Origin of the sequence: Exiguobacterium sp. s181 (assembly GCF_018617125.1) — a bacterium.
GTDB lineage: Bacteria > Bacillota > Bacilli > Exiguobacteriales > Exiguobacteriaceae > Exiguobacterium > Exiguobacterium profundum.
This window is the reverse complement of record NZ_JACSJM010000001.1, coordinates 1,169,071-1,189,860: the sequence shown is the minus strand read 5'-3', so window position 1 is coordinate 1,189,860 and position 20,790 is coordinate 1,169,071. Positions and strand designations below refer to the sequence as shown.

Genomic DNA, 20,790 nt, shown 5'->3' with positions numbered 1-20,790 from the left:
GTACCGTAGTTTTTATAGATAAAGGAGCATCAGCTTTTTAGCTCATACCTTTTTCGGCATGGCGACATAGATGCTCCTTCATTTTTAACACTTCGCTTTAAGCAATTAATTTACGACAGATTTTTGCACATTCATTACAGGCCTCAGCGCACTTTTTACAATGATCATGATCATGTTTCGAACATTCGTCGGCACATCTTTCACAAATTTCAACACAGCTTCTTGCAAGAACATCAATATTGCTGCTGTTTCGAGAAATAGTTTGTACTAAAAGACTACAAATTTCAGAACAATCTCTGTCTAGACGTATACACTCTGCCATCGAAGAAACATGATGTTCACTCAAACACGCATCAAAGCATTCATTACAAGTCACTATACAGTTGTGTAGGGCACCTAAGATTTCTTGTTGTCCAGTATTCATTCTAAAATACCTCCATTTTCCGTCTTTTTTGACTTACACAAAGCCTATTCCCTTAGTTTGTGAAGAAAAGATGAAAACATTCACCTATTTTTTAGTCCACTTTCAACTGACCCATCATTCCGTTCTCTTCATGTTCAAGGATATGGCAATGGTACATAAATACCCCTTTTTCCTTGAAAGTCATCTGAATCTTAACTCGTTCGTCTGGTTTTATAGCGATAGTGTCTTTTAGACCTGTTTCTTGATTATCCAGTTTCTGTCCGTTTCGCTCTAATACTTTGAATTGGACTCCATGAATGTGAAAGGGATGAGTCATTCCACCCATCATGTCTTTTTTATTATAGACCTCCCAAATTTCCGATTCTCCTTGTTTCGCCTTAATATCAATTCTCGTCTTATCAAACTTTTTCCCATTGATTTCAACATTTTTGCCCATTCCGAAAAGAGTTAATTTTTGATTCACTGTAGACAAGGTCTTTAGCGGCTTTTCATATCCATTTTTCAGCGCCAATGCACTTAGGTTCGCCCCTTGTTTATCCTTCAGTTTGAAGTTAACGACCCTTACTCCATTCGTTTCAAATGAAACAGTCTCACCAATTTTTCTTTTTGAAAAATCTACCAATACCTCTATACGTTCGCCTGGACTTAATTCAATTTTTTTCACGTTTTTCGCTTTTGAGATGTAACCACCATCATCAGCAATTTTTTTTAAAGGATGAGCCGTCAGATAACTTCACTGCATAGTTCCGTGCATTGGACCATTTATCAACCTGACCCTAAGTTGCGAACATTTCACGTTAAAATACGGATTAATCGTTCCGTTTACGAGGAGGGTATCGCCTAAAGCCCCATCTATTTTTTCTACATCAGCATATTCAAGGACATTCCTATTTTTAACTTTTCGATCTTGAAGAATTAATGGAATATCATTTTCACCATATTTATGAGGTAGCATCGTCTCTTTAGTTTTTTCATCTTTTACGTATAACAATCCTGCCAACCCCTTGTATACTTGTTCAGCAGTCTTACCCATTGGATGTGGATGAAACCACAATGTCGATTCATTTTGCTTCACTTTAAACTTTACTACCTTCGTCTCACCAGCTTTCACGACCTGATGTGGTCCACCATCTACGGATGATGGTACAACAAGACCGTGCCAATGGGATGTAGTGGCTTCTGATAAGCGATTCACCGTACGGATTGTTATTGTTTTCCCTTTTTTTAACTCCACTACAGGACCTAAATAATTTCCGTTATATCCTAGAGTTTTAGTTTTTTTTAGCATCTCGAAAGAACTTTGTTTCCCCTTGTTTAGCGACAATCGTGTATTGAATGGAATTCTTGGTTTCACGATCGGCTTTTAGTATCTTAGGGATGTTTAATCGTCGCTCTTTTTCTTCAGTTGATTTTAAATCGACACTCGCACCATGTCCCATACCTTCCATCATATTCTGATTTGTAGTAGTGTTTCCTCCATTCATCATAGATCCCATGTGCTGTTTGTTGTTTGACATAGTACCTCGGGTAAGAAGTAAATACGAACCGCCCACTATAATCATGAGAGTGAAGATACCGATAGTTGCGATTAACCATGTTATCTTCATATGGATCATTCCTTCCAATCAATTATTATCTTTAACTTAAAGAATGATTGTGAAAGAACTATGTCTTTCTACCCATGAATTTTATAGTTTTTTTTCAATGTGTTACTTTTCTGCTCTCTGCAATGTTTCTGCAAATTTATGTGATAGAGTCTATGGAAAGCATAAAAAAGCAATTGGAGGTAATTTTTATGAAATTAAAGAAAAAGATTATTATGACAACTATGGCTGCTTCGCTTTCTTTAGCACTCGCTGCGTGCGGAAGCAATAGTGATGATTCTAAATCAACAGGAAGCATGGATAAAAATATGGATGGTATGGATCATTCGACGATGGACATGTCTGGATCGAAAGAGGTTCCGAAAGGGCTCCAAGAGGCTAAAAACCCTAAATTTAAAGTTGGCGACATGGCGATGATCAAAGAAGCACATATGGAAGGCATGAAAGGGGCTGAGGCTAAAATTGTAGGTGCTTATGATACTACTGCTTATAGCATTTCTTATGACCCTACAAATGGCGGGAAACGCGTCACGGATCATAAATGGATTATTCAAGAAGAGATTGTAGATGCCAAGTCATCTCCTTATGAAGTAGGCGATGAAGTAAAAGTAGACGCGGATCATATGGGAGGAATGAAGGACGCTACGGCCACTATCGATTCAGCTAAGCAAACAACAGTGTATATGATTGATTTTGAATCGACTACAGGTGAAGAAGTGAAAAATCATAAATGGGTGACTGAAGACGAACTATCTGCAGAATAAACGATATACAAGAGAGGAACGGTTTTTTAACCGTTCCTCTCTTGTCTTCTTTCTCCTTATTTAAGGAACCCACTTGTAACCAATTCCCCATACTGTGCGAAAGTGTTCTTCAATAGGAAACTCGAGTTTCCTAAGCTTTTCTCTTAAGTTTCTTACATGAGAATCGACCGTTCGTTCATCTGTCCACTCATTTGCTAACCATAAACTTGAGAGCAGTTCCTCTCTTGAATAGACACGTTCTGGATTTTTTAATAATTTAGCAAGTAATGAAAATTCTTTTGGTGTGACTTTGACTAAATGATTATCGTAATACAGCTCATGGGCGTCTTCATTTAAGATTAGACCCGACGATTCGATTTTTGATCCTGAAGAAACTGTAGTTCGTCTGAAAATCGATTGAATTCTTGCCTTCAATTCCGCCTCGTCGAACGGTTTCACAATGTAATCATCTGCTCCCAGTTGCAATCCTTTTACGATTTCTTCTTTTCCGTCGAGTGCTGTCAATAAAATGATTGGTACATTCGAAACTTCTCTTATCCTTTGACAAGTCTCAAAACCATCCATTAAAGGCATCATCACATCTAATATGATTAAGTCAGGCTCATCTACATCAATCAAGTTCAATATCTCTTTTCCGCTGTTCAGCTTAATACAGGTATAACTGTCTTGCAGATACAGTTCGATCAGTTCTAACATTCGATTCTCATCATCTACCAAAGCAATGGTTCTCATCCTGGAATCCCCCTCAAGTCAATGACAACCTTCAGCCCGTTTTCTACATTAATAGCTACGATGGTCCCTTTGTGCGCTTCAACTATTTCTTTCGTGATAGCCAGACCGAGCCCAGTACCTCCTGTTTCACGATTTCGTGAAGAATCTACTCGATAAAAACGATCAAAAAGATACGGGAGTGATTGTTCATCCACACCACCACCTTCATCCGTAACTTCAATAAAGTTTTCATCAAGTTTTAAAAATACGCGTTTGTTCGCATGTGTATATTTTAGCGCGTTATCCAGTAAATTTAAGAGAACCTGATCGAATCTAGCTTGGTCTATCTCTTTGTAGATGGGAGTTTTATTAATTTGAAGAATTAATTTCACTTGTTTCTCCTCAAATTTAACAATTATTCTTTCACTGATCTGTTTTAAGAAATCATTCATCTCTGTAATCTGAGGATCTATTTGAAAATGTGGCTCTTCCAATCTAGCAAGTTCAAACAAATCCTCAATCAGTTCTTGAAGTCTTTCGGATTCCTCATAGATAATATCTCCAAATCTCGATTCGTCTTTTTTGAGGAGTCCTGCATATCCCTTGATGTAGGTAATCGGCGTACGCAATTCATGTGTGATTGAAGTCAGAAATTGCTTTCTTGTATTTTGAATGTGACGTAAATCAACAGATAACTTAGTGATCGCTCGTGCTAAATCTCCTACTTCGTCGCTTCTCTCAGCTTCTCTGATTTTCAGCACCTCGCCTTGACTTAACTTTACCGTCGCCTCTTTCATTGATAAAAGTGGCTTTATAATGATATAACTCAAAAAATAAACATTTACTAATAGAAAAAGTACTAACAAGAATAGAGAGAACACTACTTGTTGTTTCAATTCCCCCATCAAATGCTGTATATACTTCGTCGGCTCTAACATGATTATTTGACCGCCATCTTCAATATTACTCACCGTCACTAAAAATTTGCCTTCTCTCCAATTACCTTCTACGATTCCATCCTTTTTTTGAATCCAATCCAGGTTCAAAAATTGTTCAGCGTCGTTAGATGAATCGACGACTTGATTATTTTTTCTAAGATAATCACATCAGTCATCGCCTTTTCCTCCATTAAAACAACGTGTTCAACTGTTTGCTTGTCGAAGTTAGTGGAAAGAACATCTCGATGACTATTGCCTCTCTCTTGAAGGCTCTCCAGTTCACTTTCTACTTGTTGATGCTCAAGAATGTTGTATACAATAGCAGATGAGAGAATGAAAATCATGAGAATCCCGAAAAAATAAAATAACGTTATTTTAAATGAAAGTTTATTCATAAAGTACCTTTCTCATTTAAGATGATTACATATAAAAACAAACTGTTGAGATTTAGAAAAGAAAGTATTCTTCATTTAGGCGATACACAAAAGAGCTTTTATCATTTGATTCTTTTAAAAGGACAATTCCTTGAATATTGCTCCACAAATAATTAGCGAAATCATAATCTTTAAAAATAGCCTCACGAGTAGAATGCGTCATGAAACATTCTATTTTTGTAATCGTATACATCCCCTCCGAATCACGTTGATAATCGAAAGAAAAAGAACCCTTTATATTAAGCCTTTGAGCAATTATTGCTACGCACTCCTCTAAAATCGAGTTGGCAAACACCTCGTATGAAAGAACAGTATCTTGGTACCGTTCATACTCTTCTCTCATAAAACAGCAAATCACTTCATCAGATCGATAATCGATATATGCATCAATTTTCCCCAGCTTTACACCTTCAGGCGCATTCTTTATTTGGTCAAAAGAGTAAGTAAAGGTATTACCTTGAACCGAAAATGAATCATGAAGTATTGTTTTATCCAAATCAAAGGATGTTATAAACATTACGTTATTTTCTCTCATTTTTAACTTGTGTTTCGATAGCGTAGTTGCTTCTTGTTCGCTTAAAGGAATAATCCAGCCTATTTTTTGAGAAGTACAATATTCAATGAGATTACTAATATACCCTTCTTCTGATTCTTTTTTTGAAAATGAATCAAAATATTTAAAATCAGGAAGTAGCTTTCGAACCCATCCTTCTTTTGAAGAAATATGAATATCTATACCTGAGGGTTTAAGTTGTTTTATGTTCTCCATCACTTTCCAGTTTTCCTCTACTCCCATCATCAGGACATTTTTACGAAACATTTACGATGCATCTCCTCTTGAAATAGAAAATAGAGCGTCAGAACCCTCTAAACCCTGTAAAATCAATCAATATTGTAGTTAGTTTCGTTAGACCATCGAAATACAATATGATACCTAATAAAATCATAAACCCTCCACCTATTTTTGTAACCTTTGAAGAATACTTCATTAAATATCTTGATTTCCCGACCCAAAACGACATTAAGAAAAATGGAATGGAGAAACCTAGAACATAAAAGAGCATATATAAAAATCCATTACCAGGATTTGTGGCAATCAAAGCAATAACTCCAGCGAGAATTGGTCCTGTACAAGGAGTCCATCCAGCAGCTGATCCGACTCCGACCAAAAGCGTTCCGATATAGCCACGCTTTCTTGTTCCTAAGTTCAATCTTCGCTCTTTAAGTAAAAATGTTGGAGTCCATAGACCAGTTAGAATAACACCAAATATGAATAAAATAAGTGCACCGCTCATCTGTAAAACATCTTTATACACTATAAAAAAATCAGCCAAGTATGACGTTGAAAAACCCATCACTAAAAATACGCTCGAAAATCCAAGTAGGAAAACTAATGTATGGGGAACTCCATTCCAGTTCCACTTTTCATTTTCTTTTAACTCTCTAACTGAAACCTCTGTAATGTAAGATAAAAAAACGGGATATAAAGCCAGACAACATGGCGAAATGAAAGATAAAAACCCTGCCCAAAAGCTAACAAAAAAGATAATTCCATCAAATTTTTCCTACACACAAAAAATAAATCTATTTTTTGGAATATTTATAAAAAAGAAATGTGTTTAATTTTTATCATAAAATCCGTTTGTGAAAAAACTATGCATTTTTTGATTAAATCTCTTGTCAATTTTTGAAATGAATTTGATATACTTTTTTGTAATATAGTGATGCTATACTCCTTTTAACAAATCGTTCGTCACTGTATCTTTATCTTTAAAGGAGTACAACTAATGAAAAACAAGGTAATACTTATCGCTTCTAGTGTCTTACTCACAACAACTTTTTCGATGCATAGTCCAAAAGTCGAAGCAAGTAGTGCATATAACGTAAAAGTGAAGACAGACGATCTTCGTGTTCGGACTGGTCCTTCTCTTAATCACAAAATTGTCGGCATCACTAACACTGGGCAGACCTTTTCTTATTTAGGAAAAAAAGGAGCTTGGACAAAAGTACTTTACAAAGGAAACACACGGTATATCTATAGTTCTTACCTAAAAAAATATAAGAGCCACGTTGCCAAAAAAACATCATATAATAACTCTCTTTTTGCTTCTCCTACAGAAGGTCGGCTGACCCAAGGATACGGAAACTCTAATGGTGCTTACGGTTATACATTCCATAATGGCGTTGATCTAGCTGCAGCAAAAGGCACACCCGTCTACGCTTCTGCCAGTGGAAAAGTCATTACATCTAAAAACAGCGGTGCATACGGTAAACACGTTATGATTTCACATAGTCTACAGAATCAAAAATACGTAACCGTTTATGCTCATATGAACAGCCTTTCGGTAAAAAGTGGTCAGACAGTCTCTAAAGGTATGAAGATTGGAACAGTTGGGAATACAGGAAACTCGTTCGGAAATCATTTGCACTTTGAGATTCATAAAAACAGTTATAAATACAGCAGTTATTCTGCAGCGAATAGTGTCAACCCAATGAACTATTTGTAACCTAAAAAAAAGAAAAGATTAGACTGACCTAGCTATATGAGACACTAATAAAAATACCTTGATTAGGCTACCGCCACGCCATATTTTATCGGTGTGAGGTAGCCTAATTTTTCTTGGATACGTTCTTCGTTGTAGTAAGTTAAGTAATTATTCACCCGCTCACGCACTTCATAGTCGCTTAACGAGTTGAACTTGACGTACTGGAACACCTCAGACTTCAAGTTCGAATGAAACGATTCGATCACCGCATTATCCCAACAGTTGCCTCTTCGAGACATGCTGCTCGTCAGATACTTCCTCTTTACGAAATCTTGAAAGGCATATGATGTATAGACACTTCCTTGATCTGAATGGATGATAACCCCTTCGGGATTGTTCCGACTCTCCAACGCCATCCTTAACGTATCGATGACGAGGGGCGTCTGTTGATGATCGTATAGCTTATAGGCAACAATCTCATTGTTGAATAGGTCGATGATCGTGGAGAGGTACTTCGTCGTGCCCCCGTATTGGATGTAGGTGATGTCCGTCATCCACTTCTTATTCGGTCTACTGGCAGTGAAGTCTCGCTTGAGAAGGTCAGGGGCAATGACGATACTCTCACCCTGAGACTTCCATTTTCGTTTGGGTTTGATCCGACACTGGAGATGGTGCTTCTTCATGATTCTCTGTACGGTGTTCCGGTTTGATGCCAATTCATAGGTTTGTTCTAACAGGGCCTTTATCTTTCGATGTCCATATCGATACTTTGTAAGCTTACATACTGCGACGATTGTTTGCTCTAGCACCGAAGGGTGCTTCACCGGTTCTCTGGCCCAACGGTAATAGGTTGCCCGCGGAACGTCTATCACACGTAGGATTGTCGTGACTGTATATTTGCTCCTCAGGAGCTCTACAACCTTTAGGACTACTTCTTTCTCAACTCTCTTTCGATCTCCATGAATTTTTTTAAGATTTCGTTCTCCGTCTTCAGGTGGGATAGTTGACGCTCTTTCTTGTCATCCTCGCTGGCGGAATCAGGACCGAGTCCGTAGGTGTACTGCTTACCGATCGGTTGGCCGAATCGATAGATTTCATTGGACCGATACCATCTCATCCATGTGTGAATCTGGAATTCATTTTTGATTCCGTGTTTCTCCATAATCTCTCTAGTCGTCAACTCACAACTTAGTTTGTCTCTCACCACTGCCCACTTCACTTCACTTCACTTCACTTCACTTCACTTCACTTCACTTCACTTCACTTCACTTCACTTCACTTCACTTCACTTGAATATACGTTTTTGCCCACGCAAAAACACCTCCGATGCCAGCACTTTTTTAAAGTGGACCACTGCGAAGGTGTTTTTATATTGTCTCAAAAATTTAGGTTAGCCCAAAGTTAGATTTTTTTATGTCCAATTTTTATGGGGCAGTTCACAAGAATTTGAGCTTTTTCATAGAATTAAATGATTTTTCTAAGGTGTTTAACTGTCTCTATCAACTTTTGTACAGCTAGCGATATATTTTATACGTCTTTTATTGGCGAGAGACGCCGCTTGATTTCGTTGATAGACAAGTAAAGCGTATAATTCCCGTATTCAAGAATCGAATTTAGAAAGAGATTCAGTTCTTCCTGAGATGTCACTTTTATTTTTAGGTGGTAACATCCTTCTCCTGATACACGATGGGCTTCCACTACTTCTTGGCGCTCGTTTAGAAATTGAATAAACTTCTCATGATTGGACGTTTTCATAATGCTTACAATATTGAAACCGATGAAGAAGATATTCGTTATTCATGATTCATCACACATGTGAAATATTTCGCTGAACGCTTTTATGCTGGAAAAATATTGAATGAAGAATCCGATCAACTATTTGAACAGATTGCGAACATCTACCCAAAGGCCATGAATGGTTCATTCAAAGTACGGGACTACCTTAAACAGTTGCACGGTGTGACAATTCCTAATGAGGAACTAGCTTATCTAGCCGTTCATATTCATCGACTGACAACTAATATGGATTTGAATAAACAATAACTTTCTTAATTACCTGGTTCTTTTTGACGAAGACCAGGTTTTTTCTATACTGAACAAAAAAATATCCATTTTTTATAATCGAGCAGCTATAGGCCGCATGACATATGTGTGTTTTTCACCACTGATTCGATTTCTTTAAATCGGCGTGACGGGCTCCTTTAATAACTTTTTCAGAAAAGATAAAAGGAAAGAACAACTTTGCTCTTTCCTACAATTTCAGTCAAGTGTTAATAATTATTTATACATCGCACGTCTTCATGCTTAGTTTTGGGATGACAGGGCTTCTGCGGTTCGGATTCCACTACAATCCAACGCCCTCGGCTGAATTGAATCCAAAGGACGATCGCCTTAAAGACGATGTCTAGACCGATGGCGATCCACACTCCTGCAATGCCCATCTGCATCTGAATCGCCAATACATATACTGCCCCAGTCCGGATCACCCACATACCGATCGTGGTCAGATACATTGGAAACTTCGTATTGTTTGCTCCTTGGAATCCACCGGTCAATACAAGGACAACTGCTAGGAAAGGCTGGAAGACCGCTGCTATTTTTAACGCGACATCGATGTCTTTGATGACTTGGGGATCGTCGGTGAAAAGTGAACCTGCCCATCCTCCGAAGAAGAATAAGACGACCCCGAATAAGGACATGAAGCCCATCGCCATGAACGTGCTCAATCTGGCATATTCTTTGGCGGTCTCGTGGTCTCCCGCTCCGATGTTGCGACCGACGAGAATGGTTGCTGCTGTCGCGAAACCATATGCCAACATATAAGAGAACACCTCTAGATTCCCTGCAATTTGATGCGCGGCGAAGGTGTTCGTCCCGAGTACCACGATGAATCCGAAATACACGATCTGTCCGGCTCTCATGACCAATCGCTCGATAGCCGCCGGGCTTCCAAGGTTCACGAGCTCCAACTGGTGTTCGAGATCCGGTCTCCAGAAATCTTTCCTGAAGGCGATCACTTCCGTCTTACGAATATAGTTCATCAATAAGAGCGTCCCGACGAGCCGGGCGATGACGGTCGCGAGTGCCGCTCCGACGAGACCAAGTTCGGGGATGATCCAAAAACCGAAAATCAACATATAGTCGAGCACAATATTGACGACATTGATGACGATGCTTACCTTCATCGGTGATTTTGTATCTCCCGCACCTCGTAAGATACTACTGAGCACAAACATCAATGCCATCACGATCGATGGGATCCCGACAATTTTGAAGTAGGTGCTACCAGCTTCTAAAACGTCATTCTCCACCCCCATCAACCTCAGGAGAGGCTCAGCGAAAAATAGCGTCACGACCCCAAAGGTCACCCCGACCACGACAGATAGGACGATGGCCTGCTGCGCGATATGTCTCGCGCGCTCGATTCGTTCTGAGCCTAAGTTATTGGCGACATAAACGTTTACTGCCACACCGATTGCCATAAAGACAGCAAAGTAGATGGCGAGGATGGCATTCGTCACTCCTACCGCTGACACTTCTGCTAGGCCGATTCTTGAGACGAACAGCGTATCGACAAATCCGAGCAACGTTTGGAAAAAATTCTCGGCAATCGCTGGTAACGCGAGTAGAAGGATGAATTTCATCTTGGTTTTTCGATCACCATGAGTGTCCAGCCGCTCACTTTCTATCATCTGAGTCCTCTCCTTCGAAAATTATGCTTACAACGATTACAGGAAAGCGACCCAACGAGGAACCATGGGTCGCTCATGGTCAATCTGAGACACGAATGACGAAAGGATAGGTGTGCACAGTCCCATGGAACTGGAATTCGGCCCAGACCTTGTATAGGCCAGGTTTATGGAAGACCGTCTCAAATTCCGTCGTATCATGAGAAGAAGGATGCACATGGATAAACTGTTCTCCGGCTTCATCCAAGATGACGACATGACCAAGTGCTCCAAGGTATGGCTCCGGGTTACTTTCTTTGGTGTCATAGCTGAAGACAGTCGGGACATGCGCTTTTAAAGAGTCAATCGACAGCTCGACGGTATGACCTTCGATCGTCTTCGTCAGACGCTCATCCACTTTAAGTGACGATTCGATAGAGGAAGAGGACTGATGATCAATCTGTAAGTGAACCGGCTTCACTTGATATGCCAGTCCCTTAGGCTGAATATCCACGAAGAGTTTATACGCCCCTGCCTCAAGTTGGACGGGGTGCTCGAATCGACCCTCACCCTTTTTAAACGGATGGAGGTGTCGGTACTCAGTTAGGTCTTCGTTCACGAGAATCAAATGGAATTCCTTTTCATGGCTGACTTCGAGTTCCGGGGCTTGCTGATGTTGATCCTTTAACTCGATACTGATTTTCCCGAATTCATATTTAGCCTCTACAGACACTTCATTTCCCGTCAAGTTCTTCATATGATGATGTCCATGGTCTTTCACGTTTAACACTCCTTTGTGTAGTCCTTGATCGCACCGTCACTCGACCTCCATTACTTGCAGCAAGAACAGCCGATTTTAACGGTCGCCTCCGTTACCTCGTAGCCATTCTCTTGAATTGCGGTTTCAATCTCAGAAAGTGTGAGTTGGCTTTCATCGAACGTCACGTCCACCTCTCCCGCCGAAAGATTGACCTTCACTGATTCAATACCCGCTAACTTTCCAACGTGTCCTTCAATCTTATTGATACAAGATCCACAAGACATATTCGCTACCTGAAATGTTGATTTTTTCATTATATGTTCCTCCTGATTATTTAATTACCATACATGGGTAGGGTGTAAAAGTATCGATTTTTTTACACCCTCGCCACCTTATGTTCGTGTCCCTCATTGCGCGACACGCTTTCAACAGGTTCTGAGAGTGAGCTATCGTTGCTTATCGTAGCAATGTTAGAATCTCCTCTTTGTTGTTCTCGAAGCCAACAAAGTACTTCACTACTTTTCTCTTTCTGAGCATCCCTTTTTTGTAGAAGACAAACAGTGGTACGATTCGATTTCCTGATATCGCTACCATTTCTTGTTCAAGGTCAAGGTTCACACCCACATCTTTGTTCACATAAGAGACTGAGATTGTTTTTAAGTATTTTTTGGCATCCTGACAATCTGAACACGTCGGACGCGTGTAAAGTTCGAGCTGTAGATCTCTATCCATCCCAATTCCTCCTTTTATTTGATCATCGAAGGCTTAAATCGTTTCAAACGGAGTGCGTTCACCAGGACCGAGACTGAGCTTAAACTCATGGCCGCTCCAGCAAGTATCGGGTTCAATAAGGGCCCACCAAGAAGATAAACAATCCCCATCGCAAACGGGATACCCATGACATTATAGGCAAATGCCCAAAACAGGTTCTGTTTAATATTGCGGATGGTTGACTTGCTCAATTCGACAGCTGTAGGTACATCCATCAAATCGCTTCGCATCAAGACGATGTCTGCAGATTCGATCGCAACGTCAGTACCCGAACCGATCGCGATTCCGATGTCTGCTTGGGCCAAGGCTGGTGCGTCATTGATTCCATCACCGACCATTGCGACCTTCTTCCCTTCGGCCTGTAACTTCTTCACTTCGTTCGCTTTGTCTTCAGGTAACACTTCACTCAGTACCCGATCGATCCCGACCTGTCTCGCAATCGCCATGGCCGTACCTTTGTTGTCTCCGGTGATCATGGCTACTTCGATACCCATTCGTTGAAGTTTCTGAATGGCTTTACGACTGTTTTCTTTGACGGTGTCTGCGACAGCGATGATCCCTGCGATTTGTTGGTCAATCGCGATATACATCGGCGTCTTGCCTTGGTGTGCGAGTTTGTCTGAAGCGCCTTCAAGGACATCCAGTGAGATGCCGCGGTCTTTCATCAATTTTCTGTTTCCGGCAAGCAAGACTTTTCCGTCGATCAGTACTTCGATCCCGTGCCCTGGGATGGCTTCAAAACGATCGATATCCATGACACGCATCATTCTGTCCTCTGCCGCTCTTACGATTGCTTCGCCCAATGGATGTTCAGACCCTTTTTCAGCGGAAGCGGTCAAGCGTAACAACTCATCTTCTTGATGTCCATTCACTGTCACGATATCTGTCACTTTCGGTTTTCCTTCAGTGATCGTCCCTGTCTTGTCGAACACGATCGTCTGGACTTTATGGGTCGTCTCCAAGGCGCCGCCACTCTTGATCAACACACCATTCTCAGCACCTTTGCCCGTACCCACCATGATTGCTGTTGGTGTGGCCAAACCTAGTGCACAAGGGCAGGCGATGACCAGTACTGAAATCGTGATCGTCAAGGCGAAGAGGCCGGTCTGACCGCCTAAATACCATGCAATTCCTGAAAGGATCGCGACGACGATGACAATCGGTACAAAGTATCCGGAGATGATATCGGCCAGTTTTGCGATAGGAGCTCGAGAGCCCTGTGCATCCTCGACCAATTTGATGATTTGAGATAGCGCCGTATCCTTACCGACTTTCGTGGCTCGGTATTGGATGATCCCGTTCTTGTTGATGCTGGCACCGATGACTTGAGCACCCACATTTTTTTCAACAGGGATACTTTCACCGGTCAGCATGGATTCGTCTACAGACGTATTACCTGATAGAACCACGCCATCCACCGGAATCTTCTCACCAGGCTTTACGATAATCGTGTCGCCGACGATGACTTCGTCGATTGATACTTCTAACTCTTGTCCGTTGCGGACGACCTTTGCCGTCTTAGGTGCCAGTCCCATCAATTTTTCAATCGCTTCGGATGTTTTACCCATCGTCCGGACTTCAAGATATTTACCTAATGTGATCAGCGTGAGAATGACTGCGGCTGTCTCATAGTAGAGGCTATTCACGTATCCCTCATAACCTGAGAGGATAGCCATGGTAGCACCGACGCTATAGAAGAAGGCTGCGCTCGTCCCTAGTGCGACAAGTGAATCCATATTCGGATGCCCTCGGAACAATGTCTTAAATCCGACGGAGAAGAATTTCCATCCGAATAACATCACTGGGATGGTCATCATGAGCTGCAAGACAGCGAACAATTCTGGGTTCATCGTTGGATGCAATGCCATCGGTAGGGGTAGGCCGATCACATGCCCCATCGCCACATAGAGTAATGGAATCGTGAAAATCGCCGACCCTACAAATCGGTTCCACATCGATTGAATTTTTTTCAGTTTCTTTTCTTTCTCGGTATCTTGACTATCCGCTGATTCTTGGTCTTCTCTTGCCTCATATCCGGCGTTTGCCACCACTCGGATGACATCTGATACAGTCACCAGCTGAGGATCATATCGAATGACTAATTTTTCTGTCGCCAAGTTCACATTCGACTCAGTCACACCCACCATTTTCCTCGTGGCCTTCTCAATCGTCTGCACACATGAGGCACAAGTCATCCCTGTGATGACAAATGATCTTTGCTCGGTCTCAGTTGAGGCCTTGTAGCCAGCCTTCTCGACGGTCGTCTGAATATCTAGCGGCGAGATTTTCGTCTCATCGTAATGAATGCTCAATTTCCCTGTCGCCAGGTTGACGTTGGAGGTCACTACGCCAGGCAATTTTTGGGTTGCTTTTTCAACTGTCTGAACGCAGGACGCACAGGTCATCCCTTCCACTGCAAATGTCTTACTCTCCATATCGTCTTACCTCCATTTTTATTGGGCCGATTCGACTTCGTATCCGACCTCGCCCACAACTTCTTTAAATTCATTCACACCTAGTCGTGATTCGTCGTACTTCACTTTTGCGATGCCTTTCTTCAAGTTGACCTTCGCACTTTCAATCCCATTCAGACCTTCAAGTGCTGACTCGACTTTGTTGACACAATGAGCGCACGACATACCTTTAATCGTTAAAATCGTTTTTTCATCTTGAATCTCCTCCTATTCAACACATTCATGACGTCATTTCAAACTCAATGTCTGGATCCACAGGAATGGTCCTGACATCTGCATTGACCTGGGGTACAAGTACATGGAATGTTTTCCACCGCTTCACCTTCCTTCATCTCAAGGATTTTTTTGAGATTCTCGATATCCTGTACACTTAGTGTCGCTTGTGTGATCATCGTTCCGATGGTGTTCCCGACATCCCTGTCACAGATATGATCGAGTAGATCATGTAACGTCTCTCTGATGACGTCGCCTTCAACGATGTTGGCAGAGTAGATGAATTTATTCCCCTCGGCCTCGGTTGAGAGCATCCCTTTTTTCACGAGCCTCCCTATGAATGTCTTCGTCGTCGCAGGCTTCCAGCTCATCTTCTTTTCCAATACCTCGATGATTTCTTTACTGGTCACGTGCTTTTGGGCCCAAACGACACGCATGACTTCCCATTCTGAATCCGTTATTTGTTTTTCGACATGTTCAGCCATTTGTCCAACCTCCAAATTTTAAGTTTACAATCGTAAACGTTTTATTTGTTTTTAGTTTACAATCGTAAACGTTTGCTGTCAACCATTATGTTTTCGGGTTCGATATTCAGTCGTCATTGGCTATATTCTTGTCTAGAAAACTCTTCAATGCCTCTACAGAGGGCTCGGGTGCTGTGGCTCAATCGAACTCTCCTATTTCTTAAAATCAAAAAAGTAGGATGTAATAAAACAAAGTAGGTGCTGCCTTTAAGGTTTTGTTGCTGAGTTCCTACAATCAACTTGATAATTCGATTGCTATTTTCGTATGGAGGCACCTTGGTTAATGAAAAAGTGTAAGAAGGGATACATTTCGACGACGAAATGTATCCCTTCTTACACTACAAGTTCCATTCAATGTTTGAACTCCCAAAAAAGCTCTCATCCAATTAATCTGAATATAGAAACTAAATGTATTGTATACAAAAAATAATCTAATGAGACCAAGGTGACATCATTCAGTATGTTACAAGAAGTAAAAAACATATTCAGTCTCCTATGGTTCAACGCTAAGTATCAACCAATTATTCGAGAAATTGATTTCGTTAAGCGATAAACAATTACCGGTCTCATGGGCAATTGAGAGGAAATATCAACTTATTTTCGAAGTGAATTTACTAAGCAACAAAATATAATCCACTAATCGATCATTGAAGTTCTATCTCTCTTTACGCTCACAAAGGAAATAGCGAACACCCCATCAATCTCTGCTTGCTCCTCTGTCACGACTTCTTCGATTTCGTACAGCATCCGGTTCTTGACCAGGTGCTTTCCTCATGTTGAGATAGGTTTCAACTAACCACTCTCCATCAATACAAAGCGATACGACGATAGTCTACTATCCATAAATTTTTGGTGACTATGCACAATGTACGCATTGATTTAGGGTTAGAGTGGATTCAGCGAATAACATCAAAGAAGGGGCCTATAACGTGTGAGCATCTGTTGCTGATTAGAGCGGCTTCCCGAATTCCGGGCGCCCTTCTTCATTCCACGTGAACACTTGTGCGCGTGTATGACGGTTCGGATCGTAGAGGGGATCCCCTTCGATTTCCGTATACGTCCGAGCATGGTAAATTAGGACATCCTCTCCCTTCTCGTTCACGGTAAAGCTATTGTGACCCGGTCCGAATTGATTCACGTCGGCATTCGTCTGGAACACCGGCCGGAACGATTTCGACCACGATGCCGGGTTTAACACATCAGCGTCCTCCGAGGCGCACAACATACCCATGCAGTAATTCTCATCGGTCGCACTCGCCGAATACGTGATGAAGATGTGGCCGTTTCGCTTCAATACAGCCGCCCCCTCATTGACGAGGAAACCACGTGTCTCCCAGTCATACTCAGGCTTCGTCAGCATGACTTGCGGCAATTTGATCGTCCATGGGTTTTCGAGTTCGGCGATGTATAAATTAGAGTTCCCCTCGATGGCCGGATCTTTTTGAGCCCACACCAAATAGTGAGTCCCTTTATGATCAAACACGGTTGCATCGAGTGCGAATGAATCCCACTCGGTCTGAATTTGGCCTTTTTCGGCCCATTCCCCTTCGAGCGGATTTGCCGATTCGTTCTCCAATACGAACATGCGGTGGTCGAACAGACCGTTGACGATGCCCCGCGACTTCGCGGCCGCAAAATAGAGGTACCACTTGCCGTGAATGTAATGCAGTTCAGGAGCCCAAATCAAGTCGCTCATCGGGCCTGTCTCGTGTTTGACCCATGCGATCACCGGCTCCGCCGTCCGAAGCGCTTGAAGCGACTTGGCGCGGCGTAACTCAATCAAGTCATACTCAGGCACCGACGCCGTGAAGTAGTAATAGCCATCCGTATGCAAGTAGACCCATGGGTCGGCCCGCTGTTCTAAAATCAAATGTCGATCCTCTACTTGGTTCATCTTACTACCTCCTCGTCACGTATCGGTCGGCCGAACACAGGACCGGCTTCATCCCAAATGAACGGTTGGACACGCGTATGTCGATTCGGGTCCCAAAGCGGGTCCCCGACAATTTCTTTATAGTTGCGGGCGTGGTAGACGAGTATGTCTGTCCCGTCTTCTAATGTCGTAAAACTGTTGTGGCCCGGTCCATACTGACTCGCCGCTTCATCGGTTCCAAAGACCGGTTCGGGATGCTTCGTCCAACTCGCCGCGTCCAATAAATCGCTCGTCACCGTAGCGCGCAGAAGGCCCATGCAGTAGTGATGGTCCGTCGCACTCGCAGAGAACGTGATGTAGATGTGGCCTTTCCGTTTCAAGACGGCCGGGCCCTCGTTCACGAGGAACCCAATCTTCTCCCAGTCATACTCCGGCGTCGCAATCATCGTCTGTTGCCCTGTGAGCGTCCACGGATTCTCCATCTCCGAGATGTAGAGGTTCGAGTTACCATCGATGGCCGGGTCTTTTTGGGCCCACACATAATAAAGGCGCCCCTCGTGCTCGAACGTCGTCGCATCAAGCGCGAACGATTCGCACCAAGTCCGGACCTGTCCTTTTTCGACCCATTCCCCTTCGAGCGGATTCGCCGAGCTGTTCTCGAGCACATACATCCGATGATCGAAGACGTGATCTTCTCGCGCGGCCGCGAAATAGAGGTACCATTTCCCTTGGATATGATGTAATTCCGGGGCCCAGATGTTCGCACTCATGATGCCCGTCTCACGTTTGGTCCAGACGACTCGTTCTTCCGCCTCGGTCAAAGCCGCGAGCGTCTTCGCCCGACGGAGCGGGATGCCCGTGAAGTCCGGCAACGAGGCCGTGAAGTAATAATAGCCATCTGTATGGCGCATGATCCATGGGTCCGCTCGTTGTTCCACTAGCGGATTCGTGATCGTCTCTCTCATAAAGAACGCTCCCCTATCTCAGATTCTGTTCGGTTCAAACTCATATGTTTTAACAGTGTGTGTCGTTCTCTCAAACGGTACGCCTCTCTCTTGCTACTCGCCAACAGGAGCGAGGAGACCCCGATCTCGTCCGGCCGCAGCGGTGCCTGTAACGCGTGGAAGATGTGTTCGAACTCTTGCCGCGTCGGCATCTGCTCGGCCCACGCCCGTAGCGCGCCCGGCGTGTCGGACCATTCAAGCATCATTGTTTTATAGGAATCGATGAGTTCCATCGTGGCGATGGCGACTTTCGTTCCATGGAGGACCGCCGGACGATGGTTGGCGATGAAGTCCATCTCCCAATAGTGGGACAAGTGATGCTCACCCCCGGAAGCTGGATGCGAATGACCGAAAATCAACATGGCGACTCCGGACAATAGTAACGACTCCATCAGTTGATCCAATCCGTCCGCGTCTCGTTTATAGATGGCAGGCAAGGCGTCCACACACGATTGTAACGCCTGTTCCGTCAGTGATGCGGCGCCCGGACAAAACGGTTCACCGCCGTCAAATGCTCCGAACCGCCAGTCCAACAAAGACGTGTATTTCCCGAGCATATCGCCGACCCCGGCCGCGATCAACGCGTCCGGCGCCTTCCGAATCACCTGACTCGGGACGAACACCGCAATCGGAGAAACAAGCTGGTACGTGATTTTCTTGCCTCTCACAATGAGAGGCGCCCCTTTTGACGTGAAGCCGTCCACTGACGGCGCGGTCGGCACCGAGATGAACGGTACTTTCGTTTTGGCCGCACAGAACCGGGTGACGTCATGAATCGTGCCGGCACCTAGCGCAATGAGCGCGTCGACGGTTTTATCTTGTTGAAGCAATACTTGTACGACCGAGCGCTCCTCCGCCAACACGTCGCCTTGCTCATCCGCTTGAAGCGAGACGAGCGACACATCAACTCCGATATCAATCAAGGCTTCTCGTAGCGGGAGAAACCCGACGCGCTCGGTATTCATGTCGGCGACGACGAGGAGACGGTTCCACTCTTTTTCGTGGACGAACGCAGCCAATTCGACCCAGACGTGTTCGGACGCGACCATCCGTTCAATCGTGATCGCGTGATGGGGGTTCCCGCAATCACAAGCTTGAACGTGTTCGTTAATCTGTTCGAGGTTCATCGGCTGACTCCTGTCTCGACGCGGTACGTCGTTTGCCAACGGTACGTGTCTCCCGCCTTCAAGCGAATCGACGGGAACGTTTCGTGGTGAAACGCATCAGGGAGGTGTTGCGGTTCCAGACAGACGCCGTAGTGACGTCTCGACGTCCCTTCACGCAATGAAGTCGTCTCGTTCATCTGATTGCCAGAATAGAGGATGATGGCCGGGGCCGTCGTCGAGATCGTCAACTCTCGCTGTGACTCTCGCTCATATAGTCTCGCTTCCCGTCGCTCCGCGAAGACGAACGGATGGTCATAGCCGTTGACCAATTCGTTTTGTGGATGGGTTGACTCGAGACCGTCCGCCAAGACACGACCAGACCGGAAATCAAACGCTGTCTGATCGACTTCAAGCAAGCGACCCGTCGGAATCAAATCATCCCGCAGCTCAGCGAACGTGTCGGCGGACAACGTAAGCTCATGGTTCAAGATGTCCCGCTCACCTCCGCTCAAGTTGAAATACGTATGGTTCGTCAAATCACACACCGTATCTTGATCAGAGGTCGCCTCGTATGTGATGGTGACGCCGTGGTCGGCCAGTTCGAACGTGGCGCGGACATCGAGTGTCCCGGGATATCCGTTCTCTCCGTCCGGACTGACGCAATGAAGCGTCACACGGTCGGACGTCCTCTGTTCGACCGTCCAGACGCGACGGTTCAACCCTTTTCCGCCATGAAGGTGATGGACACCTTCATTCGCAGGCACGTGATACGTCACGCCATCCAGGTCGAACGTACTCTGGTCGATCCGTCCGGCGACCCGTCCGATCGTCGCACCCAAATAATACGTGTCCTGCATGTACGCCTCGACTGTGTCGTACGACAAGACGATATTTTTCCAGCCGTCATCCTGAATCGAAAATTCTTGCAACGTCGCTCCGTAAGTCAATATGTTCAATCGATACACATCGTTCTCGAGCGTAATTGTCGACTCGTCAATCGCTGTTTCTAGTTGCCGCTTCATGACATCCACTCCTT

The 20,790-nt window shown here is 43.8% G+C and carries 25 protein-coding genes; 3 read left to right on the top strand and 22 right to left on the bottom strand.

Translation table 11 applies throughout. The features are described from left to right. Positions 1-97 precede the first annotated feature (97 nt). From KNO70_RS06155 to KNO70_RS06140, 4 genes are all read right to left on the bottom strand, one after another. A complete protein-coding gene (locus tag KNO70_RS06155) occupies positions 98-424 on the bottom strand; it encodes a four-helix bundle copper-binding protein (RefSeq protein ID WP_214686835.1) in 327 nt (108 codons plus the stop codon). 91 nt (positions 425-515) lie between these two features. Further along, positions 516-1,088 carry a multicopper oxidase family protein gene (locus KNO70_RS16095; RefSeq protein ID WP_214686838.1) on the bottom strand — a complete coding sequence of 191 codons (573 nt, stop codon included), beginning with the start codon at positions 1,086-1,088 and terminating at the stop codon, positions 516-518. Positions 1,089-1,157: 69 nt separating this feature from the next. Then, positions 1,158-1,712, bottom strand: coding sequence for a multicopper oxidase domain-containing protein (locus KNO70_RS06145; RefSeq protein WP_214686840.1), 555 nt, complete (start codon positions 1,710-1,712; stop codon positions 1,158-1,160). After that, a complete protein-coding gene (locus KNO70_RS06140; RefSeq protein WP_214686842.1) occupies positions 1,696-2,031 on the bottom strand; it encodes a hypothetical protein in 336 nt (111 codons plus the stop codon). The genes KNO70_RS06145 and KNO70_RS06140 overlap by 17 nt, the downstream gene beginning before the upstream one ends. A 188-nt stretch (positions 2,032-2,219) precedes the next feature. Between KNO70_RS06140 and KNO70_RS06135 the strand changes: the two genes are divergently transcribed. Then, entirely contained in the window at positions 2,220-2,792 is a 573-nt protein-coding gene (locus KNO70_RS06135) for a YdhK family protein (RefSeq protein WP_214686843.1), read from the top strand. A 60-nt stretch (positions 2,793-2,852) separates the two neighbouring features. On the opposite strand, the gene KNO70_RS06130 is transcribed toward KNO70_RS06135, so the two are convergent. The 4 genes from KNO70_RS06130 to KNO70_RS06115 all read right to left on the bottom strand — a co-directional run bounded on the left by KNO70_RS06130 (position 2,853) and on the right by KNO70_RS06115 (position 6,425). After that, positions 2,853-3,524 carry a response regulator transcription factor gene (locus KNO70_RS06130; RefSeq protein ID WP_214686845.1) on the bottom strand — a complete coding sequence of 224 codons (672 nt, stop codon included), beginning with the start codon at positions 3,522-3,524 and terminating at the stop codon, positions 2,853-2,855. Beyond that, positions 3,521-4,549 carry a HAMP domain-containing sensor histidine kinase gene (locus tag KNO70_RS06125; protein WP_214811506.1) on the bottom strand — a complete coding sequence of 343 codons (1,029 nt, stop codon included), beginning with the start codon at positions 4,547-4,549 and terminating at the stop codon, positions 3,521-3,523. The genes KNO70_RS06130 and KNO70_RS06125 overlap by 4 nt, the downstream gene beginning before the upstream one ends. 339 nt (positions 4,550-4,888) lie before the next feature. After that, positions 4,889-5,695, bottom strand: coding sequence for a hypothetical protein (locus tag KNO70_RS06120; protein ID WP_214686848.1), 807 nt, complete (start codon positions 5,693-5,695; stop codon positions 4,889-4,891). A gap of 37 nt (positions 5,696-5,732) precedes the next feature. After that, positions 5,733-6,425, bottom strand: a complete 693-nt coding sequence (locus KNO70_RS06115; protein ID WP_214687704.1) for a cytochrome c biogenesis CcdA family protein — start codon at positions 6,423-6,425, stop codon at positions 5,733-5,735. A 237-nt stretch (positions 6,426-6,662) separates the two neighbouring features. Here KNO70_RS06115 and KNO70_RS06110 point away from each other — a divergent pair, with 237 nt between their 5' ends. Further along, a complete protein-coding gene (locus KNO70_RS06110; protein WP_211779490.1) occupies positions 6,663-7,382 on the top strand; it encodes a peptidoglycan DD-metalloendopeptidase family protein in 720 nt (239 codons plus the stop codon). A 62-nt stretch (positions 7,383-7,444) separates the two neighbouring features. Here KNO70_RS06110 and KNO70_RS06105 read toward each other — a convergent pair whose 3' ends face one another. The 3 genes from KNO70_RS06105 to KNO70_RS06095 form a co-directional block, all read right to left on the bottom strand. Continuing rightward, complete coding sequence (locus KNO70_RS06105; protein ID WP_270811028.1) at positions 7,445-8,326, bottom strand: IS3 family transposase; 882 nt, start codon at positions 8,324-8,326, stop codon at positions 7,445-7,447. Further along, positions 8,290-8,565, bottom strand: coding sequence for a hypothetical protein (locus tag KNO70_RS06100; protein ID WP_214811503.1), 276 nt, complete (start codon positions 8,563-8,565; stop codon positions 8,290-8,292). The genes KNO70_RS06105 and KNO70_RS06100 overlap by 37 nt, the downstream gene beginning before the upstream one ends. Positions 8,566-8,888: 323 nt before the next feature. Next, positions 8,889-9,116: an Lrp/AsnC ligand binding domain-containing protein gene (locus KNO70_RS06095; protein WP_214686849.1), complete on the bottom strand. Its 228-nt coding sequence runs from the start codon at positions 9,114-9,116 to the stop codon at positions 8,889-8,891. A gap of 60 nt (positions 9,117-9,176) precedes the next feature. Between KNO70_RS06095 and KNO70_RS16090 the strand changes: the two genes are divergently transcribed. Further along, positions 9,177-9,404: a PRD domain-containing protein gene (locus KNO70_RS16090; protein ID WP_270810937.1), complete on the top strand. Its 228-nt coding sequence runs from the start codon at positions 9,177-9,179 to the stop codon at positions 9,402-9,404. A 227-nt stretch (positions 9,405-9,631) separates the two neighbouring features. On the opposite strand, the gene KNO70_RS06085 is transcribed toward KNO70_RS16090, so the two are convergent. From KNO70_RS06085 to KNO70_RS06035, 11 genes are all read right to left on the bottom strand, one after another. Then, positions 9,632-11,053 (bottom strand): MATE family efflux transporter, encoded by a 1,422-nt coding sequence (locus KNO70_RS06085; protein ID WP_211779491.1) that lies wholly within the window; start codon positions 11,051-11,053, stop codon positions 9,632-9,634. Between the two features lie 79 nt (positions 11,054-11,132). Then, positions 11,133-11,810: a hypothetical protein gene (locus KNO70_RS06080; protein WP_236355812.1), complete on the bottom strand. Its 678-nt coding sequence runs from the start codon at positions 11,808-11,810 to the stop codon at positions 11,133-11,135. A 50-nt stretch (positions 11,811-11,860) separates the two neighbouring features. After that, entirely contained in the window at positions 11,861-12,103 is a 243-nt protein-coding gene (locus KNO70_RS06075; RefSeq protein WP_214686850.1) for a heavy-metal-associated domain-containing protein, read from the bottom strand. A gap of 142 nt (positions 12,104-12,245) precedes the next feature. After that, a complete protein-coding gene (locus KNO70_RS06070; RefSeq protein WP_029595503.1) occupies positions 12,246-12,521 on the bottom strand; it encodes a glutaredoxin family protein in 276 nt (91 codons plus the stop codon). Between the two features lie 14 nt (positions 12,522-12,535). Further along, positions 12,536-14,995: a heavy metal translocating P-type ATPase gene (locus KNO70_RS06065; protein WP_214730669.1), complete on the bottom strand. Its 2,460-nt coding sequence runs from the start codon at positions 14,993-14,995 to the stop codon at positions 12,536-12,538. Between the two features lie 18 nt (positions 14,996-15,013). After that, positions 15,014-15,217, bottom strand: coding sequence for a cation transporter (locus KNO70_RS06060; RefSeq protein ID WP_353048732.1), 204 nt, complete (start codon positions 15,215-15,217; stop codon positions 15,014-15,016). Positions 15,218-15,273: 56 nt separating this feature from the next. Beyond that, a complete protein-coding gene (locus KNO70_RS06055) occupies positions 15,274-15,732 on the bottom strand; it encodes a CopY/TcrY family copper transport repressor (protein ID WP_214730660.1) in 459 nt (152 codons plus the stop codon). Between the two features lie 988 nt (positions 15,733-16,720). Next, entirely contained in the window at positions 16,721-17,665 is a 945-nt protein-coding gene (locus KNO70_RS06050; RefSeq protein ID WP_214684162.1) for a glycoside hydrolase family 43 protein, read from the bottom strand. Next, a complete protein-coding gene (locus KNO70_RS06045; RefSeq protein WP_214684161.1) occupies positions 17,662-18,609 on the bottom strand; it encodes a glycoside hydrolase family 43 protein in 948 nt (315 codons plus the stop codon). The genes KNO70_RS06050 and KNO70_RS06045 overlap by 4 nt, the downstream gene beginning before the upstream one ends. Continuing rightward, entirely contained in the window at positions 18,606-19,775 is a 1,170-nt protein-coding gene (locus tag KNO70_RS06040; RefSeq protein WP_214684159.1) for a sn-glycerol-1-phosphate dehydrogenase, read from the bottom strand. Before KNO70_RS06040 ends, KNO70_RS06045 begins: the two co-directional genes overlap by 4 nt. Then, a complete protein-coding gene (locus KNO70_RS06035; protein ID WP_214684157.1) occupies positions 19,772-20,776 on the bottom strand; it encodes an aldose epimerase family protein in 1,005 nt (334 codons plus the stop codon). Before KNO70_RS06035 ends, KNO70_RS06040 begins: the two co-directional genes overlap by 4 nt. Positions 20,777-20,790 lie beyond the last annotated feature (14 nt).